At 65.3% G+C, this 24,070-nt stretch carries 20 protein-coding genes; 9 read left to right on the top strand and 11 right to left on the bottom strand.

The features are described 5' to 3' along the window. The first annotated feature begins 36 nt into the window (after positions 1-36). Positions 37-270 (top strand): hypothetical protein, encoded by a 234-nt coding sequence (locus tag LU671_RS00225; protein WP_232854631.1) that lies wholly within the window; start codon positions 37-39, stop codon positions 268-270. Here LU671_RS00225 and LU671_RS00220 read toward each other — a convergent pair whose 3' ends face one another. The 7 genes from LU671_RS00220 to bglX form a co-directional block, all read right to left on the bottom strand. Continuing rightward, a complete protein-coding gene (locus LU671_RS00220) occupies positions 271-876 on the bottom strand; it encodes a flavin reductase family protein (protein WP_203647840.1) in 606 nt (201 codons plus the stop codon). A gap of 118 nt (positions 877-994) precedes the next feature. Further along, a complete protein-coding gene (locus tag LU671_RS00215) occupies positions 995-1,399 on the bottom strand; it encodes a heme utilization protein (RefSeq protein WP_232854630.1) in 405 nt (134 codons plus the stop codon). A 350-nt stretch (positions 1,400-1,749) separates the two neighbouring features. After that, a complete protein-coding gene (locus LU671_RS00210; RefSeq protein ID WP_232854629.1) occupies positions 1,750-2,901 on the bottom strand; it encodes a Fic family protein in 1,152 nt (383 codons plus the stop codon). 126 nt (positions 2,902-3,027) lie between these two features. After that, positions 3,028-4,347: an MFS transporter gene (locus LU671_RS00205; protein ID WP_420713634.1), complete on the bottom strand. Its 1,320-nt coding sequence runs from the start codon at positions 4,345-4,347 to the stop codon at positions 3,028-3,030. A gap of 258 nt (positions 4,348-4,605) precedes the next feature. Beyond that, a complete protein-coding gene (locus LU671_RS00200; RefSeq protein WP_232854628.1) occupies positions 4,606-5,940 on the bottom strand; it encodes a sigma-54-dependent transcriptional regulator in 1,335 nt (444 codons plus the stop codon). Beyond that, positions 5,934-7,691: an ATP-binding protein gene (locus LU671_RS00195; RefSeq protein WP_203647835.1), complete on the bottom strand. Its 1,758-nt coding sequence runs from the start codon at positions 7,689-7,691 to the stop codon at positions 5,934-5,936. Before LU671_RS00195 ends, LU671_RS00200 begins: the two co-directional genes overlap by 7 nt. A gap of 118 nt (positions 7,692-7,809) precedes the next feature. Beyond that, positions 7,810-10,101, bottom strand: a complete 2,292-nt coding sequence (gene bglX / locus LU671_RS00190) for a beta-glucosidase BglX (RefSeq protein WP_232854627.1) — start codon at positions 10,099-10,101, stop codon at positions 7,810-7,812. 203 nt (positions 10,102-10,304) lie between these two features. On the opposite strand from bglX, the gene LU671_RS00185 reads away from it, so the two are divergent. The 4 genes from LU671_RS00185 (at position 10,305) to LU671_RS00170 (ending at position 13,263) form a co-directional block, all read left to right on the top strand. Further along, a complete protein-coding gene (locus tag LU671_RS00185; RefSeq protein ID WP_232854626.1) occupies positions 10,305-10,913 on the top strand; it encodes a TPM domain-containing protein in 609 nt (202 codons plus the stop codon). A gap of 195 nt (positions 10,914-11,108) precedes the next feature. Next, the gene (locus tag LU671_RS00180; protein WP_203647834.1) at positions 11,109-12,329 is read left to right on the top strand and encodes a class I SAM-dependent methyltransferase; all 1,221 of its coding nucleotides are present in this window, start codon (positions 11,109-11,111) and stop codon (positions 12,327-12,329) included. Positions 12,330-12,496: 167 nt separating this feature from the next. Next, a complete protein-coding gene (locus tag LU671_RS00175; RefSeq protein ID WP_232854625.1) occupies positions 12,497-12,769 on the top strand; it encodes a hypothetical protein in 273 nt (90 codons plus the stop codon). Then, on the top strand, positions 12,769-13,263 hold the full coding sequence (locus LU671_RS00170) for a helix-turn-helix transcriptional regulator (protein WP_062572979.1): 495 nt from the start codon (positions 12,769-12,771) through the stop codon (positions 13,261-13,263). Before LU671_RS00175 ends, LU671_RS00170 begins: the two co-directional genes overlap by 1 nt. Before the next feature lie 33 nt (positions 13,264-13,296). Here the strand turns inward: LU671_RS00170 and LU671_RS00165 are convergent, their stop codons facing one another. The 4 genes from LU671_RS00165 to LU671_RS00150 all read right to left on the bottom strand — a co-directional run bounded on the left by LU671_RS00165 (position 13,297) and on the right by LU671_RS00150 (position 18,528). Next, complete coding sequence (locus tag LU671_RS00165) at positions 13,297-15,849, bottom strand: TonB-dependent receptor (RefSeq protein WP_232854624.1); 2,553 nt, start codon at positions 15,847-15,849, stop codon at positions 13,297-13,299. 120 nt (positions 15,850-15,969) lie between these two features. Continuing rightward, positions 15,970-16,917: a FecR family protein gene (locus LU671_RS00160; RefSeq protein ID WP_203647832.1), complete on the bottom strand. Its 948-nt coding sequence runs from the start codon at positions 16,915-16,917 to the stop codon at positions 15,970-15,972. Further along, positions 16,914-17,435: an RNA polymerase sigma factor gene (locus LU671_RS00155; RefSeq protein ID WP_203647831.1), complete on the bottom strand. Its 522-nt coding sequence runs from the start codon at positions 17,433-17,435 to the stop codon at positions 16,914-16,916. Before LU671_RS00155 ends, LU671_RS00160 begins: the two co-directional genes overlap by 4 nt. Before the next feature lie 76 nt (positions 17,436-17,511). Then, a complete protein-coding gene (locus LU671_RS00150; protein ID WP_203647830.1) occupies positions 17,512-18,528 on the bottom strand; it encodes a DUF4917 family protein in 1,017 nt (338 codons plus the stop codon). A 141-nt stretch (positions 18,529-18,669) separates the two neighbouring features. Here LU671_RS00150 and LU671_RS00145 point away from each other — a divergent pair, with 141 nt between their 5' ends. The 4 genes from LU671_RS00145 (at position 18,670) to LU671_RS00130 (ending at position 24,066) form a co-directional block, all read left to right on the top strand. Continuing rightward, positions 18,670-19,728: a glycerophosphodiester phosphodiesterase family protein gene (locus tag LU671_RS00145; RefSeq protein ID WP_203647829.1), complete on the top strand. Its 1,059-nt coding sequence runs from the start codon at positions 18,670-18,672 to the stop codon at positions 19,726-19,728. Between the two features lie 406 nt (positions 19,729-20,134). Then, a complete protein-coding gene (locus LU671_RS00140; protein WP_232854623.1) occupies positions 20,135-20,671 on the top strand; it encodes an RNA polymerase sigma factor in 537 nt (178 codons plus the stop codon). After that, a complete protein-coding gene (locus LU671_RS00135) occupies positions 20,664-21,626 on the top strand; it encodes a FecR family protein (RefSeq protein ID WP_232854622.1) in 963 nt (320 codons plus the stop codon). The genes LU671_RS00140 and LU671_RS00135 overlap by 8 nt, the downstream gene beginning before the upstream one ends. Before the next feature lie 76 nt (positions 21,627-21,702). Next, a complete protein-coding gene (locus LU671_RS00130) occupies positions 21,703-24,066 on the top strand; it encodes a TonB-dependent receptor (RefSeq protein ID WP_232854621.1) in 2,364 nt (787 codons plus the stop codon). Positions 24,067-24,070: the final 4 nt, after the last annotated feature.

Genomic DNA, 24,070 nt, shown 5'->3' with positions numbered 1-24,070 from the left:
GAATGCCGCCCCTCGATCACACAGGCGCAAAGCGACATGGCACGTAGAGAATTCCCCCACTTCGAAGCGGTTTCGGCAATGGTCCCGGTGCAAGGCGGCGGCTACCACGCGGCGATCGCCGTGAAGGCCCTGGTCATGGGCGGCGCGCCGCGCTTTCACAAAGTGCTGGACGGGCAGGTGTTCCAGTCGGCGATCGCGGCCGACCAGGCCGCTTGTGCCGAACTCGAACGCCTGCAGGGCGTGAGCGAGGAAGGTGAACTGGTCTTTTGATCAGACCTGTGGGCGAGCCATCTTGAACAGCTCGCCCAGCGCGAAGTAGTCGGCCGGGCCGCCGCCACGCAGGATCGGCTCGGCGGCGGCGGTGTCGTAGATGCCGTCCTTGAGCAGGTGCTCGGCAATGTGCACCGCCACCACCTCACCGAGGATCAGCCAGCTGGGAACCACTTCCTGGTCGGCGCGCTTGAGCTGGACGATCTGGCTGACCTTGCATTCGAAGCTCACCGGGCTTTCGCCCACGCGCGGCACCTTGACCACATTCGAGGCGGTCGGGGTGAGGCCGCTGAGTGTGAACTCGTCGACATCCGCCGCCACGGCGGCGCAGCTCTGGTTCATCTGCTGCGCCAGCGGACGGGTGGCCAGGTTCCAGACGAACTCACCGGTCTGCTCGATGTTGTTCAGGCTGTCTTTGCGCCCGACGCTGCAGAAACCGATGATCGGAGGGATGTAGTTGAAGGCGTTGAAGAAGCTGTAGGGCGCCAGGTTCAGGCGGCCTTCGCGGTCGTGGCTGGAGATCCAGCCGATGGGCCGTGGGCCGACGATGGCGTTGAACGGGTCGTGGGGCAGGCCGTGGCCTTTGGCGGGTTCGTAGTAGTACATCTGCGCAAGGCCGCGAGGCCCTTCCTGGTGGGAGACAAGGCGCCTAGTGTGCCAAGGCTTGGCCCGGCTGCAAATGATCAAGCCCGGCCGAAGCCGGGCTGGTTGCGCGCATCAGCGATCAGCTGATGCGGTGGCCGTTGGTGCGGTCGAAGCCATCTTCGGCGAAGCGTTGGCCGCCGGTGCGATCAAAGCCATCTTCGGCGAAGCGTTGGCCGCCGGTGCGATCAAAGCCGTCTTCGGCGAAGCGTTGGCCGCCGGTGCGATCAAAGCCATCTTCGGCGAAGCGCTGGCCGCCTGTGCGATCGAAGCCGTCTTCGGCGAAGCGTTGGCCGCCGGTGCGGTCGAAGCCGTCTTCGGCGAAGCGCTGCCCACCGGTACGATCGAAGCCATCTTCTGCGTAGATAGCCGACTGACTCTGCACGGCAGCGAAGGTGTGGGCGCCGGTACGGTCGAAACCGTCTTCGGCGAAGGCACCCGGGGACAGAACAGAGAGGGCGAGGGTGAGGATCAGTTGGTTTTTCATGGCCGTTGCTCCGGTGGATTGCTTGGGGTTGTTGTTTCTATGGGTTTAATGCTACGCCTATTAATTTGATTAAAAAGCGCAAAAAACCACGTATAAGAATCGATTAAGTCGATTGTTTTTGGCGCGGGTAACTGCAGGAAGTTGCCATTGGCGCCCCGGCCGCCGCCCAGCACCGCTCCCATCGGTTTTCGGGAGGGCCAGGCGGTGGCAGGGCCATTTCAGAATGAGCCCAGGCAGTTAATTGGGAATTAAGGGAGGAGGCGGCTTTTCACGAGAGGGAGGCCTGTTACCCGTGATGCGAGGTTCAGCGAGCGGTCGAGCTTTTCAGAGTGCTCGTTGAGCAGCCCCGCTCATGTCTCCTGGGTATTCACCCTGTAGCGGGTGCTTCGTCCGCCGCCGGGCAGACGAACCAGGCAGTGCTTGTCCAGCAGGTCGGCAAGGTGCCGGGTGGCTGTGGCCTTGGAGACCTTGGCCACAGCCTGGTACTGGCTGGCGCTGATCCCCGCCTCGAAGCCGCGAGGGCCACCGTCGAGCAGGCGATTGAGCACTTTGACCTGTTCGGGCAACAAGCCGTCGCCGCGATGGATCAGCCAGAAGCGTGCCTTTGCCAGCACCCGGTCGATGCGCGCCAGCGCTTGCTGGAGGCTGCGCAGCAAGGTGGCAAGGAACCAGGCCAGCCATTGTGTGACGTCCAGGCCGCCGCGCTGGCTGCTTTCAAGGACTGCGTAGTAGCCGGCCCGGTCTTCCAGGATGCTGCTGGACATGGCGTAGAAACGGACCGCCCGCTGCTCGCCCTGGGCCAATGCCAGGTCTGTGATGGCGCGGGCCAGGCGGCCATTGCCATCGGCGAAGGGGTGCAAGGTGACGAACCAGAAATGGGCGAGCCCCGCACGTAGCAGGGGGTCGAGTTGCCGATCACTGCGGCTTCTCTCGAACCAGTCGAGGAACTGCTGCACCTGCTGCTCCAGGCCGGCACGCGGCGGTGCCTCGAAATGTACCCTGGGTTTGTCAATACGACCCGATACCACCTGCATCGGGGCATCGTCGCGCCATGCGCCGACTGGCATGGCCGGTGCGAGCGAATCGTCATGCTCGGGGAACAGCCAGCGATGCCACAGGAACAGGCGCTGCTGATCCAGTGGCCGAACATAGCCCATGGTCGCATCCACCATCAGTTCGGCCAGGCCCTCGCTGCGTGTCGTGGTCGTTCCTGGTTCGGCAATTCCGAGCCGGCGGGCCAGGGAAGAGCGAACGGACTCCACATTGAGCTGCTCACCCTCGATGGCCGAGGATGTGACAATGTTCTGCAGCAGGGTATCGAGCGTATCGAGGTTGGCATTGGCCTCGGTCACCGCCCCCGCTCTGCCCAGCAGGCAGCCTTGCGCCTGGACGCAGTCCCTGAGCAAGGTTGCCAGTTGCGACGCGTCCCAACGAACGTCGGGCCAGTCGGCCTGCTGCCAGACCCAGACGGTGTCTGCAGCCGTGTGCGCTTTTGGGTTCATGAGCCAAATAATAGCGTCATTCGGCTCATGATGTGAGCCGAATGACGCTATTATTCGGCTCACAATCCATTAAAAAAGGGGCGCCCGGTCATCCGGAGCGCCCCTTTTCAGTTCTGCGAGGAGGGATCAGTCGGTGGTGATCCGCGAATGCTGCTTGGTGTCCTTCATGGTCGCGTACACCAGCAACGAACAGGCGATGCAGGCGGTGACGTACCAGTAGTAGCCAGTCTCCATGCCGGCGCTCTTGAACCACAGGGCCACGTACTCGGCGGTGCCGCCGAAGATCGACACGGTCAGCGCGTACGGCAGGCCGACGCCCAGGGCGCGGATCTCGGTCGGGAACAGTTCGGCCTTGACCACGGCGTTGATCGAGGTGTAGCCGCTGACGATGATCAGCGCGGCCATGATCAGGAAGAACGCGCCCCACCAGGTCTGGATGGTGTGCAGGGTGCTGAGGATCGGCACGGTGAACAGGGTGCCGAGCACGCCGAAGGCGATCAGGATAGGGCGTCGACCGATCTTGTCGGACAGCCCGCCGATCACTGGTTGCAGGCACATGAACAGGAACAGCGTGGCCGCCGAAATGGTGGTCGAGTCGCTGATGCTCATGCCCACGGTGTTGACCAGATACTTCTGCATGTAGGTGGTGTAGGTGTAGAAGGCCAGGGTTCCGCCCATGGTCAGGCCGACTACGGTCATCAGCTCCTTGGGATGGCGCAGCAGGGTGCGCATCAGGTTTTCCTTGGATTTTTCCTTCTTGGTGAAGGACGCGGTTTCTTCCATGCCGCGACGCAGGTACAGGGCGACCACCGCGCACAGCGCGCCGATCACGAACGGCACGCGCCAGCCCCAGGCATACAGCTCCTCGGTGGTCAGGGTGTTCTGCAGGACGATCAGCACCGCCAGGGCGATGAGCTGACCCGAGATCAGGGTGACGTACTGGAAGCTGGAGAAGAAGCCACGGCGTTCCTTGCTGGCCATCTCGCTCAGATAAGTGGCGGAGGTACCGTATTCGCCACCCACCGACAAGCCCTGCATCAGGCGGGCGATGACCAGCAGGACTGGCGCGGCGACGCCGATGGTCTCGTAGCCCGGGGTCAGGGCGATGACCAGGGAGCCTGCGCACATCAGCAGCACCGAAGCCATCAGTGCCGCCTTGCGGCCCTTGCGGTCGGCGTACAGGCCCATCAGCCAGCCACCGATCGGGCGCATGAGGAAGCCCACGGCGAAGATCGCGGCGGTGTTGAGCAGTTGGGCGGTGGTGTCGCCGGCGGGGAAGAAGGCTTTGGCGAAGTACAGCGAGAATGCGGCGTAGACATACCAGTCGTACCATTCGACCATGTTGCCGATGGAACCACTGAAGATCGATTTGAGGCGGCTGGCGGTGGACTTTTGCGCGGCGGGCGCAACGGCCGCCCCGGTGGGCAGAGTGCTGGCGTTATCCATCAGGGATACCTTCTCGTTGTTTTTGTGGAGCGCGCTCGAGGCGCAGCTTGAGAAGGGTTTTGCAGGAGGTGTGCCAGGTGGGGGCGCAGTGATCCGTTTGGGTGCATCGTGAGCCGGTCCGCTCCCACGCAACCCCTGTAACCTGCGGGTAATGCATATCCTTGTAGGAGCGGGCTTGCCCCGCGAAGAAGTGCCTCGGAGGATCAGTGAGTGAGCGGAATTTCGCTTGTTCTCGCCAATGGATAGGCAAGAATCCGCTCATTCGCGCTCAAGAAAGTCCTCTCTCGCCAACCCATGCCGCTGCATCTTTTCATTGAGTGTGCGCCGCGGCAGTTGCAGTGCCTCCATCACGCCCTTGATCTCACCCTTGTGCTGACGCAATGCAGCGCGCAGACACTGGGCCTCGAACGCTTCCATCTGCTCGACCAGGGATTGCCCGCCGGACGCGACCTCCAAAGCCGGCGAGCCCAACCCCAAGGCATGCCGTTCGGCGGCATTGGCCAGCTCGCGCACATTGCCCGGCCAATCGTGGGCCAGCAGGCGCGCCAGTTGCGCGCCGCTCAGCGGTGGGGCGCTGCGCCCCAGGCGTTCGGCGGCGCCGCGGGCAAAATGCTCAAACAGCAGCGGGATGTCCTCACGCCGTTCGCGCAGGGGCGCCAAGCGCAGTTCGGCGACGTTCAGGCGATAGGCCAGGTCTTCGCGGAAACGCCCGGCGCGGGCTTCTTCAAGCAGGTCCGGCTTGGTCGCGGCAATGATGCGCAGGTCGACGCTGATGCTCTGATTGGCGCCCAGCCGCTCAAGCTTCTGTTCCTGGATCACCCGCAGCAGCTTGGCCTGCTGGGCCAGTGGCATGCTTTCGATTTCGTCGAGGAACACGGTACCGCCATTGGCGTACTCCAGTTTGCCGATTCGCTTGCCCTGGGCACCGGTGAACGCGCCGCTCTCATGGCCGAACAGCTCGGCCTCGAACAATGTTTCGGGAATGGCCGCGCAGTTGAGGGCGACGAAGGGTTTGTCGGCGCGCGGGCCGAAGTCGTGCAGGCAGCGCGCCACGCGCTCCTTGCCGCTGCCGGTTTCACCGCGGATCAGCACGTTGACCGGCAGGCCGGCCAGCTCCAGCACCTGGCGGCGCAGTTGCTGCAAGCCCTGGGACATGCCCAGCAGGGTGTTCTCCAGCTGCGCCTTGAGGTCGGCCTGCTCATGCAGGTGGCGGTTCTCCAGGACCAGCTGGCGCTTTTCCAGGGCCCGGCGCAGGCTGCCCATCAGGTGCTGTGGTGTGAACGGCTTTTCCAGGAAGTCATAGGCGCCATTGCGCATCGCTTCCACGGCCATGGGCACATCGCCATGGCCGGTGAGCAGGATCACCGGCAGGTCGGGGTCGTTCGCCTGCAGCTGTTCGAGCAGTTGCAGGCCGGACATGCCGGGCATGCGTACGTCGCTGAGGATCACCCCGGGGAAGTGCGGCTCGAGCCTGTCCAGACAGTCTTCGGCGCGGGCGAACAGTTGCACGCTGAAGCCCGACAGGCTCAGCCACTGTTCCACCGCGGTGCGGATGCTCGCTTCGTCGTCGACGACAATCACCGAATTCAACATACAGGCTCCAGGTCGCGGGGCAGGGTGAGGCTGAAGCGGGCACCGCCCGGCAGGTTCTCGACCTGCAGGCGGCCACCGGCGTCGATGACGATGCCATAGGAGATGGCCAGGCCCAGGCCCAGCCCTTCACCGACCGGCTTGGTGGTGAAGAACGGATCGAAGACCCGGTCCAGGTCGCAGTCGAGGATGCCACCACCGGAATCGAGCACGCTCAGGCGCCATTGCCCATCGTCTGCCTCGATGCGGATCTCCAGGCGTTTGTAACGTTTGTCGGCCATGGCGTCGATGGCGTTGCGCAGCAGGTTGATCAGCACCTGCTCGAGGCGGATCGCGTCGCCGCGGACCCAGGCCGGGCGGGCCAGGTACAGCGCCACTTCGACGCCTTCGGCGCGGATGCGGGTATCCAGCAGGTGCAGCGCCTGGTCGACCACCGTGGCCAGGTCCAGGCGTTCGCGCAGGCCGCCGGGGCTGTTGCGGGCGAAGGTCTTCAGGTGGCCGGTGAGCGCGGCCATGCGGGTCAGCATCTGCTCCAGCGGCTCCAGGGCCTGGCGGGCTTCGTCATGGCGGCCATGGTCGAGCAGCAGGCGCAGGGTTTCCAACTGCATGCGCTGGGTGGTCAGCGGCTGGTTGATTTCGTGGGCCAGGGCTGCCGACATCTGTCCCAGCGCCGCCAGCTTGGCCGATTGCACCAGGCCTTCCTGGGCGGTATGCAGCTCACGGGTGCGCTCCTCGACCAGGCGCTTGAGCTCTTCGCGGCTGCGTTGGCGCAGGCGGGCCAGGCGCAGGCGCTGGCTGACGAACAGCGCGGCGAACACCAGGCTTAGCCAGATGGCTGCAGCGGCGAGGGCGGCGTTGCGGCCATCCTCGGCGACCTGCGGCTTGCGCAGCAAGTGCAGGGTCCAGCCTTCGGCCTCCAGGGGCAGGCGCTCCCACAGGTACTCGGCGGTGCCATCCGGGCCTTGCACGCGGGTCAGGTGGCTGGTGTCGGTGAAGCGGGTCAGGGCCTGGTGCTGCAGGGGCACCAGCGGTTGCTTGTCGTACTGGCGGGTTTCGGCCAGTTCGGCGCGGTCGGCGCCGGACAGCGGTTGCAGCTCGCGGTAGCGCCAGCCGTCCTGGTTGGCGATGAAGGTGATGCCGCGGGCATCGCTGACCAGCAGGATATCGCTGCCCTGGCGCCACTCGCGTTCCAGCTCCGGGAACTCAAGTTTGACGACCATGGCGCCGAGGAAGCGGCCATGTTCGTCGTTTACCGCGCTGGACAGGAAGTAGCCCGGCACGCCACTGGTCACGCCGACGGCATAGAACCGGCCGCTGCCCTGGCTGCGGGTCTGCTTGAAATAGGGGCGAAAGCCGTAGTTGGAGCCGACATAGGTGGTCGGCAGGCGCCAGTTGCTGGCGGCGATGGCCAGGCCCGTGCGGTCGAGCAGCTCCAGGGTGGAGGAGTTGGCGGCGCCGTTGATGCGTTCGAGCTTGCGGTTCAGGGCGTCCTGCACCGGCTCGGTGATCGGACCGCGCAGGGCCGCGATCAGCTCCGGATCCAGCGCCAGCACCGCAGGCAGGGCGCGATAGCGCTCGATCAGGGTGTGCAGGGCGTTGGCATACAGGCCCAGTTGCTCGCTGGCCCGGCGGGCGTCGGTTTCCATGGCCTGGCGCTTGGCCTGGTGCATGGCCCAGCCGGCGCTGAGGGTGGTGCCGACCAGGATCAGCAGGATGATCAAACCCAGGCGCAGGGCGCGGAAGGATGAGGGCATGGGGCGGATCCGGGATCTCGGTTGTCTGTGCCGGCCTCATCGCGGGGCAAGCCCGCTCCCACAGGATTGCAGATGTTCCTGTGGGAGCGGGCTTGCCCCGCGAAGGGGCCGAACCTGCTTAACGCAGCTCGAAGCTCTGCTGCTGCACCGCCTGCGAGTCGAGGCCGATCTGCACATTGAACTGGCCAGCTTCGGCGACGTGCTGCAGTTGGCCATTGTAGAACTTCAGGTCCTGCTCACTGATGTCGAAGGTCAAGGTTCGCGCTTCGCCGGCCTTGAGCATGACTTTCTGGAAGTTCTTCAGTTCCTTGACCGGGCGGCTCATTGACGCACTCTGGTCCTGGATATACAGCTGCACCACGGTCTCGCCGTCACGCTTGCCGGTGTTCTTCACCGTAACCTTGGCCTGCAGGGTGCCGCCACGCTTGAGTTCCTTCTGCGACAGCGCCAGCCCCGACAGCTCGAAGCTGGTGTAGCTCAGGCCGTAGCCGAACGGGTACAGCGGGCCGTTGGGCTCCTCGAAGTACTGCGAGGTGTAGTTGCCCGGCTTGCCCGGGGTGAACGGACGGCCGATGCGCATGTGGTTGTAGTACATCGGGATCTGCCCGACCGAGCGTGGGAAGGTGATGGCCAGGCGACCGGACGGGTTGTAGTCGCCGAACAGCACGTCGGCGATGGCGTTGCCGCCTTCGGTGCCGCTGAACCAGGTCTCGAGGATGGCGTCGGCCTGCTCGCGCTCCCAGGCAATCGACAGCGGACGGCCGTTCATCAGTACCAGCACCAGGGGCTTGCCGGTGGCCTTCAGCGCCTTGATCAGGTCACGTTGCACCGCCGGGATCTCCAGGGTGGTGCGGCTCGACGATTCGTGTGACATGCCGCGGGACTCGCCGACCACGGCCACCACCACATCCGACTGCCTGGCGGCCTTGACCGCTTCGTCGATCAGCACGGCGGCGGGACGTGGGTCATCGACGATTTCCGGTGCGTCGAAGTTGAGGAAGTTCAGGTAGTCGAACATGGCCTTGTCGCCGGTCACGTTCGAACCCTTGGCGTAGACCAGCTTGGCCTTGCCTTCCACGGCACGGCGCAAGCCCTCGCGCACGGTGACCGAGTGCTGCGGTTTGCCGTCGGCGGCCCAGCTGCCCATCATGTCGATCGGCGCATCGGCCAGGGGACCGACCAGGGCGATGGTGCCGGCCTTTTTCAGCGGCAGGGTCTGCTCGCGGTTCTCCAGCAGCACCAGGCCACGGCGTGCCACGTCGCGGGCGGTGTCACGGTGCAGGCGGTCTTCGGCGTAGTAGTCCTTCAGGTCGGTTTCGGCCTTGGGAATGCGCACATAGGGGTCCTTGAACAGCCCCATGTCGTACTTGGCGCCCAGCACTTCACGCACCGCCTGGTCCAGTTCGGCCTGGCTGACTTCGCCGGACTTCAGCAGCCCTGGCAGCTCCTCGCCGTAGAGGGTGTCGTTCATGCTCATGTCGATGCCGGCCTTGATCGCCAGCTTGGCGGCCTCACGGCCGTCGCGGGCAACGCCATGGCGGATCAGTTCCTGGATGGCGCCGTGGTCGCTGATGGTCACGCCCTTGAAGCCCCACTCCTTGCGCAGCAGGTCGTTCATCAGCCAGGTGTTGGAGGTGGCCGGCACGCCGTTGATCGAGTTCAGCGCCACCATCACCCCGCCGGCACCGGCGTCGAGCGCGGCGCGGTAGGGCGGCAGGTAGTCGTTGTACATCTTCGGCAGGCTCATATCGACCGTGTTGTAGTCGCGCCCGCCCTCCACCGCGCCGTACAGGGCGAAGTGCTTGACGATGGCCATGATGCTGTCGGCGTTGGCCGGGCTCGAGCCCTGGAACGACTTGACCATCACCTGGCCGATCTTCGAGGTCAGGTAGGTGTCCTCGCCGAAACCTTCACTGGTGCGGCCCCAGCGTGGGTCGCGGGCGATGTCGACCATCGGCGCGAAGGTCATGTCCAGCGAATCGGCGGCGGCCTCGATGGCCGAGGTGCGGCCGACCTTGGCGATGGCGTCCATGTCCCAGGACGAGGCCAGGCCCAGGCCGATCGGGAAGATGGTGCGCTCGCCGTGGATAGTGTCGTAGGCGAAGAACATCGGGATCTTCAGACGGCTGCGCATGGCCGCGTCCTGCATCGGCCGGTTCTCGGGGGCCGTACGCGAGTTGAAGGTGCCACCAATGCGTCCGGCGGCGATTTCCTCGCGGATCTTCTCGTGGGGCATCTCGGGGCCGATGCTGATCAGGCGCAGTTGGCCGATCTTCTCGGCCTCGGTCATCTGGCCGACCAGATGGTCGATGAACGCCTGCTTGTCTTGCAGGGGCGCGGCGGTTGGGGCGGCAAGGGCCGCCTGACTGGCAAGGCCCATGGCCAGGCCCAGCAAAGACAGTTTCATCATCAATTCCGTTGTCGAGTGATATGCGGCTGGCCGAGACGTTTCGTACGCCTGTTATTGTCGCGTCCGCTGGCGGTTCTGTGGATCATTCATCCATGATCCGGCGCAGTCGCGGATTATGCCTTATATGAGGCGTTTGTTGAGATACACTCTCGCCCACCCGATTGCCGGGATAACAACGATAAGAACGCTCGAGAGACGATGGCATGACCGAATACGAACAGCGCCAGATCGCCGAGGCGATCGCCCGCGCCGAGCGGCGTACCGATGCGGAGCTGGTGACCGTCCTGGCCCGCCGCGCCGACGACTTTCCCTACTTGCCGCTGCTCTGGGCCGCCCTGCTGGCCTTGCTGATCCCTGGCGCGTTGCACCTGTGGCTGGGCGGCATTGGCGTCAATGGCCTGCTGCTGGCGCAGATGCTGACCTTCATCAGCCTGTGCCTGCTGTTGCGCCACCCGCGCCTGGCGGCCTGGGTGGTGCCGGTGATGCTGCGGCGCCGGCGTGCGTCGGGCCTGGCCCGCCAGCAGTTTCTCGAGCTCAACCTGCAGCGTACCGCTGGTGCCACGGGGGTGCTGATCTTCGTCAGCGAAGCCGAGCGTCATGTCGAGATATTGGTTGATGAGGGCATTGCCCGGCACCTGCCCGAGCAGGCACGCGAGGCGATCGTCGCCCGCTTCACCGATCAGGTGCGCCAGGGCCATACCCTGCAGGGTTTCGTCGAGTGCATCGAGGCCTGCGGCGAGCTGCTCAGCGAACACGTGCCGCCCACCCATGCGCGCAACGAGCTGCCCAACCGCCTGGTGATTCTCGACTGATTCTCGTGGTCTGAATCAATGCTTGTTGTCGTGGGAGCGGGCTTGCGCCGCGAACACCGGCGAAGCCGGTGTCATGCATCGAGTTATCGGCTTCGCGGGCAAGCCCGCTCCCACAGGGGTTCGCGATGGCCTGACATCGACGTAGAATGCCAGGCATTGCGCATCGCGCCCCCGCATTCCGAGGCACCCGTTCCCATGTCGTCCCCTTCTTCCGCCCCCACCGCGCCGGACCCGCGTGCCCAGTTCCTGAGCCTGCTAGCCGATGCCCTGGCTGATGGCAGCCTGAGCAAGCTGGTGCTGGCCCGTCATGTCGGCGCCGACCAGACCCTGCAGCGGATCATCGCCAAGCCGGTGCAGATCAAGGGCCAGGCCTGTCTGTCGCTGGTCTACCGTCACCAGACCCGCGACATCACCCGCAACCTGGGGCTGGACCCGGCGCTGGCGCTGGTGGCCGAGCTGCTGCCGGAGAGTTTTCGCAACGCGCACCTGTTCACCGCCGCCGGCGAGGTGCAACTGGAGTTCAGCAAGAAGGGCAAACCGATGCTGCGCCGTCACCTGGCCCAGCCGGCGCCGCGTGAGGCGGGGGCTGGCGGGCACGACCGCGAGAAAAAGCGCTACCTGGAACTGTCGCGACCGTTCCTGCGCGACCTGGGGGTGACCGATGGGCAGGGCGCGCTGATCCCGTCGATGTCGCGCAAGTGGAAGCAGATCAACAAGTTCATCGAAGTCTTCGACCATGCCTTGAGCGGTGCGCCGGTGGATGCGCAGCAGGCGCTGAAAGTCGCCGACTTCGGTTCGGGCAAGGGCTACCTGACCTTTGCCATGCACGACTACCTGCGCAATACCCTCGGGCGTGAGGCGCAGGTCACCGGGGTCGAGTTGCGTCCAGACATGGTCGAGCTGTGCAACGCCGCCGCCGCGCGCCTGGAGCATCCGGGCCTGGTGTTCGAATGCGGTGATGTGCGCAGCGTGGTGCCTGAGGCCATCGACGTGATGATCGCCCTGCATGCCTGCGACATTGCCACCGACTACGCCATCCACACCGGCATTCGCTGCAACGCCGCGATCATCATGTGCTCGCCGTGCTGCCACAAGCAGGTTCGTCCGCAACTGCGCAGCCCCGGCCTGTTGCAACCGATGCTGCAATACGGGCTGCACCTGGGGCAGCAGGCCGAAATGCTCACCGACAGCCTGCGCGCGCTCTATCTTGAGGCCTGTGGCTACGAGACCAAGGTGTTCGAATTCATCTCGCTCGAGCACACCAACAAGAACAAGATGATTCTTGCGGTCAAGCGCCGACAGCCCCAGGACAATGCCGCGCTGCTGGAGAAGATCGCCGAGCTCAAGGCGTTCTATGGGGTACGCGAGCATTGCCTGGAAACCCTGCTGCAGGCGGATGGTCTGATTGCTGGGTGATTGAACCTACAGCACCTTCCCAGTTTCGGTTAGGCCGTTTCCGAAAGAGTCTTTCTGAGCCTGTTGCAGCCTCTCTGGCACCTAGTCTGGCTTGTGGTGACGCCCGTCGGCGTCGCATGGTTGTCACTTGACAATCTTATTCCCATGCCCATACTGGAGCTCAATCGATGGCCCGTCCTCTCCATCCAAACAAGGAAGTCGAGCAGTCCCTGACACACGCTGAGGCGCAGGGCTGGAAAGTCACGGTGCGGGGCGGCCATTGCTGGGGGCGGATCTATTGCCCCAACAACGACCGCGAATGCCGCTGTGGCGAGTTCTGCATCACCAGCGTGTGGAGCACACCCAGAAATCCGGGCACCTTCGCTCGCCAGTTGCGCCGGGTCGTGGACAACTGCACGTCGATGCGTGGGATCGTCAATCAGCCAGTGGAGCGAAAGTGATGGAGTACGAATTCACCCTCAAGTACCAATTGCACGACGGCGTGGATGTCGATGCACTGATCGAGCTTCTGGGAGAGGCCGGTTGCGATGACGCGGTGGTCGGTAGTGGTCAGCCCGGTCGCCTGGCCCTGGCCTTCGCCCGCGAGGGCAAGACTGCGCGGGAAGCGATGCACAGCGCCCTGGAGAATGTCCGGCAGGTCTTGCCGGAGGCCCGCCTGATCGAAGCCAGTCCGGACCTGGTCGGCCTGACCGATGTGGCGGCGCTGGTGGGGGTGTCCCGACAGAACATGCGCAAGCTCATGCTCACGCATCACCGCACTTTCCCGGCCCCGGTGCATGACGGCAGCCTTTCGCTCTGGCACCTGGCCGACATCCTGGCCTGGATGCAGGAACGGGGTACCCACGCCGTTGCCCAGGCGCTCCATGAACTGGCTGTCGTGGCGATGCAGGTGAATGTCGCCAGGGCCCAGGAACGGGTGGCGAGTGGCAGGTGATGCAGTCCATTGCATCATCGCCGTTGCGCAGGATCAGAAGAACCGGGTCACGCTGATCTTGGCATTGCGCCCCTGGGTGTAGGCGTTCTCGCCCGACAGCTCCGGCCGGATGGCCTTGTTGAACAGGTTGTCCACGGTCAGGTTGACCTCGGTGCCCTTGAGGTACGGCTGCTGGGGTTTCCAGTTGGCGAACAGGCCGTGAATCTCGTACTTCTCATTGCCGAAGTTGTCGTAGTAGCGGTCGCCCAGGGCACTGGCCGGGCCCTCGAAGTACTTGTCACTGGGCAGGTGGTGGGTGGCGCCGACGAACTGCGCGGTCCAGCCGACACGGGCGTCCCAGGACGGAATCTTGACCCCCAGGGTGGTGATCCATTTCGGCGCAGGCACATCCTTGGCCCACACGTCGGGGCCCCAAGGGTTGGTGTAGGCGCCCTCGTGGCGACCTTCCATCCAGGCGTACGACACCGCGCCGAACAGGTAGGTGGAGTCGTAGAACGTCTCGATCTCGAAGCCCTTGTACTCTACGTCGCCGATGTTGCGGTAGTTGCCCATCAGGCCGCCACCGCAGGTGTTGGCGATGCTGCCGCCGGTGGCCAGTTGCTCCTGGCAGCCGACCCCGGTGGCCTTGAAGATCTCGTCGGTGATCTTGTTGCGGAACAAGGTCGTGCGTACCTGGGCGCTGTCGCCCTGGACAAACACGTTGGAGAAATCGCTGATGCTGCCCACGCGCACGCCGGTGATACGTTCCGGGTCGAGATTGCGGCTGGTGGATGTACGGCTTCCCACGCCTTGCACCTCGTACTGCTCATCCAGCACGGGGGCGCGCCAGGTCTTGCTGTAGTCGGCGAACAGCACGGTCTGCTCGGTGGCCTTCCAGAACAGCGACAGGCGTGGCGACCAGCCGCTGTAGGTCTTGTCGCTGTAGTCGTGGCCGGCCGCCGGGTTGTTGTAGTAGGGCGCCTGGTTGGGCTTGCCCTCGTTGGTGACGTGGTCATAGCGCAACGACGGCGTGATGGTCACGCTGCCCAGGGTGACCGCGTCCTGCAGGTAGTAACCCTGGCTGTCGACCTGGCCGCTGGGCATGAAGTACGGCTGGTAGTGGCCATAGTTGTACTTGGGCACTTCATAGGTCTTGCCGGGCATCCACATCTGCGTGTCGCGATCGTGGCGGCGAACCTGCACGCCTGCGGTGAGCGCGTGTTCCAGCGGACCGGTGAGGAAGCTGCTGGTGTTCTTCACATCGAGCATGCGGTCCTTGTACTCGGTGTCCATCTTGCGACCACCGGTGGACGGCTGGAAGAACGCCGTGGCTTCACGCTCGTCGGTCTGCTTGGTGTCGGACTCGGAGTATTTCACCTGCAAATCGACCCACGGATTCTCGATGGGCTGGTACTTGTAGGTGGCCGACCAGGTGGTGTCGATGGTGGTGCGATAGGCCAGGAAGCGTTTGAGAGAGCCTTCATAGCCGTACTTCCTGATGTCCGCCGCCGAGGGGGGCGCCGGGTAGGCGGTGGCGGCGAAGGTGGTCCAGCGGTCGGTTTCGGAGCGCGAGTAGGAAAGGCCCAGGCTGTGCTCGTCGGTGAAGTGGACGTTGCCCTTGAGCAGCATGCCGTCCAGGTCCAGGGCGCTGTAGGGCACGCGCTTGGGGTTGACCGGCCACTGGTTGTTCGGGTCCGGCAGGTTGTCGGCCATTTTCAGGTTGCCGCCGTCGCGCTTGGTGTAATAGACCAGGCCGTCGAAGCGCCGGTCATCGCTGCGGCCGAAAAGCGCCGAGCTGTAGATCTGCTGATGGTCGTTGCTGGCATAGCCATACTTGAGCATGGCGCCGCTGTTGCGGCCTTCCTGCAGCAGGTCGCCGGCGTCCTTGGTCTCCATGTTGACGCTGCCGCCGAAGCCGCCGTTGCCGGTCTTCACCGAGTGCGGGCCTTTCTCCACCTCGATGTGCTTGATCAGTTCCGGCTCGATGAAGATCGTGCCTTGCTGGTAACGCTCGAAGCCGCTCTTGGGCGCGCCATCGAGGGTCATCGGCACGTCCTCGGCGTCGCCCAGGCCCCAGATGTTGATGGTCTGGCCGCCGGGCTTGGCCGAGCCACCCATGTTCACGCCTGGCAAGGTGGCCAGCACGCTGGGGATGTTGTTCGGCTGGTAGCGGTCGATCTGTTCCTGGTCGAGGGTCGAGCGTCCGACGTTGCCGGGCTCCACCTGCTTGCCGTCGCCAACGATGCTCAAGGCGCCGAGCTGGATGCTGTTGTCGGCACTCGGGGCGTCCTCGCGCAGGCGCACCACGTAGGTGTTGCCCATGCGTACGACACTGAAGCGGCTGCCCACCAGCAGGCGCCCGATGGCCGCCTCGGCCTCGAAGTCGCCCTTGAGCGCCGGTGCCTGGGCGCTGCCGAGCAGGGCCTCGTCGAACAGCAACTGGACCTTGGCCTGCTGGGCCAGCTGGCTCAGCGAACGGGCCAGCGGTTGCGCCGGCAGGTCGAAGGGCACCGGCGCGGCTTCGGCGGCCAGGCTCATGGCCAGGCACAGGGCCAGCAGGGTGGGTCGGGCAGGCAGGCAGTGCAATGGACGCAACGCGGACAACATGAATTCCCCCAAACGGCAAAAGGCCGGAAAAAGCCCGCCATCACGCGGCAGGCGGGGAGGAAGACGCGGCGTTGCGACAAAACCTCACCTGCGAATGATAAAAATTCTCAAATTATTTTTTTAGCGTCGCTCGATGCGCAGGCGCCCGTCGGCGAGCAAGGTGGTCTTGACCGGCAACAGCGCCGGCAGGGCATTGAGCAGGGCGTCCGGGTCGTGCACGTCGAGGTTGCCGGACACCTTGTAGCGGCCGAGCGCCGGATCGGCCAGCACCACCGGGTGCTGGCGATACAGGCCGAGCTCGTCGACCAGGCTGGCCAGTTCGCGGTTGCGGAAGCTCACATGGCCCTCGCGCCAGTCGGCGACTTGCTGCTCACCGAGTTCGTGGCGTGTCAGGCTGCCGCGCGCCAGGTCGTAGGTGGCACCCTGACGGGCTCCGAGCAGCACGGGCGGTTGTCGTTCGCCCGGCGTATCGAACGCCACCTGGCCGTGAGCGACCGCCACCACCAGTTCACGCTCGCCACGGCGCAGGTCGAAGCCGGTACCGACCACGCGCACCCGGCCGCTGCCGGCGTCGACGAACAATGGGCGTTCCTTGTCGGGCGCGACCTCAATGTACAACTGGCCGCGGTCGAGGTGGATCAGCCGCCGTTCGGCGCTGAAGTCCAGGCGCAGGCGGGTCTGGGCGTTGACGTAGAGCTGGCTGCCGTCGGGCAGTTGCAGGGTCTGCAAGGCCTGGCCGGCGGCGATGCGCTGGCTGAAGGCGGTGCTGCCCGCCCCCAGGTTGCCCGCCAGCACCGCGCAGAGCAGGGCCGCCGCGGTTGCCAGGGCCGGGCGCCAGCGTGGTGCGCGGCGCACCGGCAAGGGCACGGGGCGGTTGGCCTGCTTGAGCGCGGCCAGGTCATCCCACAATTGTTCGAACTGGCGGTAGGCGCGGGTGTGCTCGGGCGTCTGCATCCACAGGGCGAACGCCTTGCGCTCCTGGCGCGAAGGCTGGTTGCGGTTGCGGCTGAACCAGCTCGCCGCCTGGGCGTCGATCGGCCGCGGGTCGAGCTCGTCGGTGGGGGTCATGGGAACTGCTCCGTGCCGTTGTCACTGTCCAGGCGTTGCTTGCATTGCAGCAGGGCGGCGGCGATGTGCTTCTCGACCATGCTGACGGAAATGTTCATGCGTTCGGCGATCTGGGCCTGGGTCAGGCCTTCGAAACGGTGCAGCATAAGGGCTTCGCGGCGTCGCGGCGAGAGTTCGCTGAGCACCTGGCGCAATTGATTCAGCCGCTGTTGCTGCTGGGCGTGGTCCAGCGGGTCATTGGCGGGAGTGTCATGTGCCTCGGGCAGGGTGTCGTCGGCCAGCACCGCGTGGCGGACTTTCTGCCGTCGCCAATGGTCGCTCAGCAGGTTGCGGGCCACCTGGAACAGGAACGCGCGCGGCTGCTCCACCTTGGCCCGGTCCCGGTAGCCCAGCCACTGGGCGAACACATCCTGGGTCATGTCCGCGGCATCGCTGGCATTGTCCATGCGCTTGCGCAGGAAATGCAGGATGTCGGCATAGAAACCGTGGGCGACAGGGTCGGGCTTGGGGCGCTGCATGCACGCTTTCCGGGCTGGCGTGGAGGAAAGGGTGCGGATCTTATCGAGAATTATTTACATTTGCAAAGTGATCGATTTAGCGCCGACGAGCGTGGTTGACGGGCACGGCGATCGCCAATTCTGCCAGCCCGAGGGGGTGACTGGCTGAGTCGAAGAAATGCAGGGGAACCTGGGCAAGATCGGCGAAGCGGTCGATAAAGTGCTGTTTCTGGTTGATGATCGAAGCCTCGCTCAATGGCCGGATGGCGATGGCCAGGTGCTGGGGCCGTGCCTGACGGATGGCCTCGAGCAGGTGTTGGTCGCTGGCATCCAGGTGCTGGCCGAACAGGCACAGGCCACCCTGTTCGCGGGCCAGTTGCCCCAGGCTCCAGGACAGGTAGTCGCTGTTGCGGATGGCGCGCAGCTTGTCCTCGCTGCGGCTCTCGTTGACGAACAGCGGCACTTCGCCGGGGATGTTGACGGCGAAGCCTTCGAGCAGCTCGGCCTGTTCCGCGCCGCGCTGGCGGGTGCTGCCGTCGGGTAGTTTAAGCAGGTGCATGCCGCCATGCAGGTGCAGCACGCGAATGCCTTCGACCTGGCTGCGGCGCACATCGAAGAAACCCTGCTCGTCGAACAGGCTGGCGAAACCTTGCGCATCCTGGGCCACGGCCCAGGGCAGGATCAGGTCGTAGTTGCTGGTGTAGACGGTGCGGTACTGGCGCAGCGCCTGGTTGATGGCCGTGCGTGTCGCGTCGGGGAACAGCGGCCAGGGCAGGTGCACGGCGCGCACCGCGTGGATCAACGCTTCCTTGATCGAGTAGTAGCGGTTCAGCGGCGCGGTGGAGTTGATCGCCAGCGCGGCGTTGGCTCTTACCGTGGTGTTCAGGGTGCTGAGCACCGGCTCGAACAGTTCGCTGCCCAGGGCCTTGAACAGCGCCTGGTCGCTCACGCCCAGCGCCTTGTGTCGCACCTGCTGGGCTTGCTCGAACAACGAGAAGTAGCCGAACGGTTTCCACAGCGCGCGGCTGGCGCCGTTGCCCAGCAGCAGGGCCGTGCTGGGGTGGCGCTGGTTGAGGTCGGCCCAGGAGGGCAGGTGGGCGTCGAGTGCGGGCATGGGCGGTCCGTTGGGTGGGGCGGAAAACGCCGGGGACTTTAGCATGTCATGCAGAGTGTGCGAGGCTTGCGCCTTCAAGGACTGCACCGTTGACCTTGCCGGCGCTTCCAGAGGCTGGCCCCGATCTGCAAAGGACTACCCATGTACAAGACCCTTCTCCTGGCCACCCTGCTGGCGAGCTCTGCCGCCCATGCCACTGATGGCAAGGCCCTCGCCAGTGCCCAGGACATCCCTCACCCGGCCGTGATCGCCCACCGCGGCGCCTCGTTCGACGCCCCCGAGTCCACCACTCCCGCCTACCTGCTGGCTCGTGAACTGGGCGCTGACTACCTGGAAATGGACCTGCAGCGCACCCGCGATGGCGTGCTGGTGGTAGTCCACGACGATGTGCTGGCGCGCACCAGCGACGTCGCCGAACGTTACCCGGAGCGCAAGGCCAGCCCGGTCAGCGCCTTCACCCTGGCCGAGCTCAAGGCGCTGGATGCCGGCAGCTGGTTCAACAAGGCCTATCCCCAGCGTGCCCGGGATGCGTTCAAGGGCCAGCGCATCCTGACCCTGGACGAGGTGATCGACATCGCCGAAGGCAACCCCGAGCGTCACCCCGGCCTGTACATCGAGACCAAGGAACCGGCCCAGTTCCCTGGCATCGAACAGGACCTGAAGAAACGCCTCGAAGCCCGCGGCTGGCTCGACAAGCCGGGCCGGGTGGTGTTGCAGACCTTCGACCGCAACAGCCTCAAGCTGCTGCACCAAGCCATGCCGCAGGTGCCGAAGATCCTCTTGCTGTGGGTGGCCAAGGGCAGCATCGAACCGGCCTCCGGGCAGGACTTCGCCGAGTCCGGCGAGCAGGACAAGTCGGCCTTCTACGCTCGCCAGCAGCCCAAGGACCGTGCCGAGTTCGAGCGTTGGCTCGACTACGCCAAGGCCGGCGGCGCCATCGGTACCGGCCCTTCGGCGATCCGCACCCGCCTGGGCGAGCAGAGCTATTCCGACCTGATCCAGCCGTGGATGAACCAGGCCAGCCATGCCAAGGGCCTGCTGGTGCACGTCTACACCCTCGACGAGGCGGTGGATTTCGACAAGGCGATGAAAGCCGGCGTCGATGGCATCTTCACCAACCGCGCCGCTGAGCTGATGCGTTTCTACGGCCGGCCGTTGCCGCAGAACGAGGGCCAGTTGCTGCGCAAGCTGGGTTACTGATCGTCACGATGATGCTAGTGTGGTGTTTCACAAATAACGACCATAACTCGCGGCGTTTTTTGCGCTCATGCGGCGTTGTCGCTCCTCGCCGTAGCTGGGCTACGACTCGTCGCGACGCCTTGCCTGAGCGCAAAAATCGCTCGCGATTTATTGGTCGTATTTGCAAAACACCACACTAGTGTCCTGTCTCGGAAATAAGCTGTTCACTTTTGGCGGCGTCTTGGGCGCCCGGCCGGCGTTACCACTCCTCGCCATAGCCCTGCTATGACTCGTCGCGGCGCCTTGGCCGAACACCCAAGCCACTCGCCAAAAGAGAACGTATTTCCGAGACAGGACACTAGCGATGGCCGATTGGCATGTGTGAGAATGATAGGAATTCCTATTAACGGCCCTCGCCACATCCGCAATGACCTCCCTTTCCAGCGTTTGGCACGCCCAGCCTGCCCTCAAGGCGGCCGTCGACGATCTGCTCGCCCATTACAGCGATCTGCGCCGCTACCTCTGCGGGCGGCTGCGCAATCCTGACGACGCCGCCGATATCGCCCAGTCCAGCTTCGCCCAGGCCTATGCCCACGCGCTCAACGCGCCGGTGATCAATGCCCGGGCCTTGCTGTTCCAGGCGGCGCGCAACCTGTGCATCGACCAGTACCGTCGGCGCAGCATCGAACTGGCGGCGCTGGAAGACTGGCTGGCGCGGGCCGATTGGCTCAGCCCCAGCGTGGAAGAGATCATGATCGCGCGCGAGCAGCTGCAGCACCTGATCGCCCGCATCGAACGCATGCCCAGGCTGCGCCGCGAGGTGTTCGTTCGCGTGCGCCTGCACGGCCACAGTCACCGTGAGGTGTGCGAGGCCCTGGCGCTGTCGGCCAAGTCGGTGGAGCTGCATATCGCCCGGGCGGTCTTCGACCTGTCCGAGCTGCGCCTGGCGAGCCTTCATGACTGAGCCGGCTGCGCCGCGCAAGGTGCAACAGGCGCTGGTCTACCTGGCGGCGCTGCAAGGGGACGATCCGGAGCGCGTGCGCAAGACTCACGGCTTGGCGCAGCGCTGGCGCGGGCGCAGCGCCGAGCATGAGCGCGCCTGGCTGGAAGCCGAGCAGCGTTGGCAGCTGGTTCACCGCCTCGCGCCGCAGCTGCGTGGCGCGTTGCAGCCGCAGGCCTGCGATGTCGGTCGCCGGCGGGTGTTGCGCCAGGGCGGCGCGCTGGCCTTGCTGCTGGCTGCCGGTGGCTGGCTGGGCTGGATGTACAAGCGCACCGCAGCGTTCCAGCAGGACCTGCAGACGGCCCACGCGCAAGCGCCGCAGGCGCTGGCATTGCCGGACGGCAGCCAGTTGCTGGTGGCGGCCGAAAGTAACCTGCGCGTGCGTTTCGATCATGGCCAGCGCCAGGTCCTGCTGCTGCACGGCAACGTGTTCTTCGATGTCGCCCATGAGCTGTGGCGACCGTTCCTGATCAGCACGCGCCTGGGCCTGGTGCAGGTGCTGGGCACCGCCTTCACGGTCAGTGACCGTGGCGACCGGGTCCAGGTGGCGGTGGCCAGGGGGCGGGTCCAGGTGCGCGACCTGCAAGGTGGCGAGCAGGTGCTGCAGGCCGGCGAACGCATCTGCCTGGATGGCCAGGGGCGGCTGGGCAGTTTGCGTGCCGGTGGCCGGTTTGGCCCGGACCTGGCGCACTGGCAGCGGGGTTGGTGGTCGTTCACCGACCAGCCGCTGGTCGAGGTGATCGGCGAGCTCAATGCCTATGTCGGGCGGACCGTTCGGGTCGATCCGGGGGTGGCCAACCAGCGATTGACGGGCAGCTTCCCGAGCGACCGCCCCGAGGTGTTGCTCGAGGCGTTGCCGGGGATCCTGCCGGTCAGGCTGCTGGAGCAGGGTGGCGAGCGTCTGGTCGTGCCGCGCTGACGCCCAAAAAAGTTTGAGGGGTAAACCGCCGCTGCCGCGTCATCAGCTGTGAACCCACCTCCTGCAAGGACCGATCATGTCGCTTTTCACCCCCCGCTTCCCCGGCACCCTGCGGCGCCTGGCCCTGGCCTGCGCCCTCGGCGGCAGCGGCCTGGCCCTGGCCGATAGCCAGCCGCTGAACCTCGACCTGCCGGGGCAGTCGCTGGAGGCCACGGTGCATGCCCTGGCCCATGAATCGGGGGTGGCGATCGCCGCCGACAGCCGTGTGCTGGCCGGGCGCAGCGCGCCTGCCTTGCAGGGCCGCTACACGGTGTTGCAGGCCCTGCGCCAGCTGCTGGCCGGCAGCGACCTGGTGGCGGTGGAAGAAAACGGCGTGATCATCCTGCGCGGTCCGACCGACCAGGGTGCCCTGACCCTGGGGGCGACCACGGTCAATGCCTCGGGCTTCAACAGCGACCTGCCGGAAAGCTACAGCGGTGGCCAGGTGGCCCGTGGCGCGCGCATCGGCATGCTGGGCAACCGTGACCTGATGGACACCCCCTTCAGCGTCACCGCCTACACCGCCAAGACCATCGAGAACCAGCAGAGCGGCACGGTCGGCGCGGTGTTGCGCAACGACCCGTCGATTCGCTTCAGCACCGGTGAAGGGCATGCCTACGAGAACTTCATGATCCGTGGCTATGCCCTGGACTCCACCGAGCTGGCGCTGGGTGGACTCTACGGCCTGGCGCCCGATGGTCACGTGCCGACCGAATTCCTCGAGCGCGTCGAAGTGCTCAAGGGACCGGGCGCGCTGCTCAATGGCATGGCGCCCAACGGTGGTGTCGGCGGGGTGGTCAACCTGGTGCCCAAACGCGCCGGCGATGCGCCGTTGACCCGCCTGACCACCAGCTACGTGTCCGATGGTTATGTCGCCGAGCATATCGATGTCGGCCGGCGCTTCGCCGATGGCCGCTTCGGCATTCGCTTCAATGGCGTCTACGGCAGCGGCGACACGGGTGTCGACGAACAGTCCAAGGACCGTACCCTGGCGGCGCTGGCCCTGGACTATCGGGGCGATGACTTCAAGCTCGAACTGGATGCCTACGAAAACCACGAGAAACTGGAAAACGGCAGCCCGATGATGGCCGGCTTCAGCGGCCTCAACCACGTAACCCGCGCACCCAAGCCGGACACCAACATCCTCGAAGGCATCCACGCCCGGCAGATCAGCAAGGCCGTGGTGGTGCATGGCGAGTACCAGCTCGATGACAGCTGGAGCGCCTACGCCAGCGTCGGTGGCGCGCGCACGCGCTACGATGGTTTCCTCAACGGTACGCGGGTGGTGGTGAACAAGGCCGACGGCACGGCTACGGGGGAAACCTACAACCAGGCCGGCTACACCCACAGCCTGTCTACCGAGGCCGGTCTGCGCGGCAACTTCATGACCGGCCCGGTCAGCCACCAGATGGTGCTCAGCACCACCTTGCTGCACCAGGACATCGGCCGTGCGCCAACGGTCACCGGAGCCAAGTACCCCACCAACATCTACCACCCGGGCAAGGCGATCATCGCCGGCGACCACGGCAGCAGCACCAAGACCGGCGACAACACCCTGTCGAGCTTTGCCGTGGCCGATACCCTGGGCTTCCTGGACGAGCGGGTGTTGCTCACCCTCGGGGTGCGTTCCCAGCGCGTGCGCCAGAAGATGAGCAACCCTGCGTACGACGAGCGCAAGCTGACTCCGGCCGTGGGCATCGTGCTCAAGCCCTGGGAAGCGCCGGTGTCGTTGTATGCCAACTACATCGAGGGCCTGACCCAGGGCGGCATGGTCACCGACCAGAAGGCCGCCAACTACGGCGAGCAGTTCGCGCCCTATGTCGCCAAGCAGATGGAGGCCGGGGTGAAATGGGACCTGGGCGACTTCACCCACACGCTGGCGGTGTTCCAGATCGACAAGCCCAGCATGATCTACGACAAGCCCAGCAATCGCTACAACGATGACGGCGAGCAGCGCAACCGAGGGGTTGAGTGGACGATGTTCGGCGAAGTCGTCCCCAGCGTGCGCCTGCTCGGTGGCGTGACTTACACCCGTGCGGTGCTGAGCAAGACCGCCAATGGCGCCATGGACGGCAACACCGCCCGCGGCGTGCCGGCCTGGTCGGCCAACCTCGGCGCCGAGTGGGACCTGCCCGGGGTCGAGGGATTGACCCTGACCGCCCTGGGTATCCACAGCAGCTCCCAGTACCTCGATTCTGCCAACCAGTTGAAGATCCCGCAGTGGACCCGCTACGACCTCGGCGCGCGCTATGCGACCAAGGTGCTGAGCAAGGAGGTGACCCTGCGCGCCAGCCTGGAGAACGTCGAGAACCGCGCCTATTGGGCCGGCGTGTTCAACGATGGCTACGCCACCGTCAGCGAACCCCGCACGCTCAAGCTTTCCGCCAGTGTCGACTTCTGAGGTG

It is taken from the genome of Pseudomonas sp. NMI760_13, assembly GCF_021283245.1.
Lineage (GTDB): Bacteria > Pseudomonadota > Gammaproteobacteria > Pseudomonadales > Pseudomonadaceae > Aquipseudomonas > Aquipseudomonas peradeniyensis.
The sequence above is the reverse complement of the archived record's forward strand: the minus strand, read 5'-3'. Positions and strand labels throughout refer to the sequence as shown.

Bases quoted from the DNA above. Each gene is read 5' to 3' on its own strand.
- LU671_RS00225 (WP_232854631.1), top strand. From the start codon at position 37: ATGGCACGTAGAGAATTCCCCCACTTCGAAGCGGTTTCGGCAATGGTC.
- LU671_RS00220 (WP_203647840.1), bottom strand. From the start codon at position 876: ATGTACTACTACGAACCCGCCAAAGGCCACGGCCTGCCCCACGACCCG.
- LU671_RS00215 (WP_232854630.1), bottom strand. From the start codon at position 1,399: ATGAAAAACCAACTGATCCTCACCCTCGCCCTCTCTGTTCTGTCCCCG.
- LU671_RS00210 (WP_232854629.1), bottom strand. From the start codon at position 2,901: ATGAACCCAAAAGCGCACACGGCTGCAGACACCGTCTGGGTCTGGCAG.
- LU671_RS00205 (WP_420713634.1), bottom strand. From the start codon at position 4,347: ATGGATAACGCCAGCACTCTGCCCACCGGGGCGGCCGTTGCGCCCGCC.
- LU671_RS00200 (WP_232854628.1), bottom strand. From the start codon at position 5,940: ATGTTGAATTCGGTGATTGTCGTCGACGACGAAGCGAGCATCCGCACC.
- LU671_RS00195 (WP_203647835.1), bottom strand. From the start codon at position 7,691: ATGCCCTCATCCTTCCGCGCCCTGCGCCTGGGTTTGATCATCCTGCTG.
- bglX (WP_232854627.1), bottom strand. From the start codon at position 10,101: ATGATGAAACTGTCTTTGCTGGGCCTGGCCATGGGCCTTGCCAGTCAG.
- LU671_RS00185 (WP_232854626.1), top strand. From the start codon at position 10,305: ATGACCGAATACGAACAGCGCCAGATCGCCGAGGCGATCGCCCGCGCC.
- LU671_RS00180 (WP_203647834.1), top strand. From the start codon at position 11,109: ATGTCGTCCCCTTCTTCCGCCCCCACCGCGCCGGACCCGCGTGCCCAG.
- LU671_RS00175 (WP_232854625.1), top strand. From the start codon at position 12,497: ATGGCCCGTCCTCTCCATCCAAACAAGGAAGTCGAGCAGTCCCTGACA.
- LU671_RS00170 (WP_062572979.1), top strand. From the start codon at position 12,769: ATGGAGTACGAATTCACCCTCAAGTACCAATTGCACGACGGCGTGGAT.
- LU671_RS00165 (WP_232854624.1), bottom strand. From the start codon at position 15,849: ATGTTGTCCGCGTTGCGTCCATTGCACTGCCTGCCTGCCCGACCCACC.
- LU671_RS00160 (WP_203647832.1), bottom strand. From the start codon at position 16,917: ATGACCCCCACCGACGAGCTCGACCCGCGGCCGATCGACGCCCAGGCG.
- LU671_RS00155 (WP_203647831.1), bottom strand. From the start codon at position 17,435: ATGCAGCGCCCCAAGCCCGACCCTGTCGCCCACGGTTTCTATGCCGAC.
- LU671_RS00150 (WP_203647830.1), bottom strand. From the start codon at position 18,528: ATGCCCGCACTCGACGCCCACCTGCCCTCCTGGGCCGACCTCAACCAG.
- LU671_RS00145 (WP_203647829.1), top strand. From the start codon at position 18,670: ATGTACAAGACCCTTCTCCTGGCCACCCTGCTGGCGAGCTCTGCCGCC.
- LU671_RS00140 (WP_232854623.1), top strand. From the start codon at position 20,135: ATGACCTCCCTTTCCAGCGTTTGGCACGCCCAGCCTGCCCTCAAGGCG.
- LU671_RS00135 (WP_232854622.1), top strand. From the start codon at position 20,664: ATGACTGAGCCGGCTGCGCCGCGCAAGGTGCAACAGGCGCTGGTCTAC.
- LU671_RS00130 (WP_232854621.1), top strand. From the start codon at position 21,703: ATGTCGCTTTTCACCCCCCGCTTCCCCGGCACCCTGCGGCGCCTGGCC.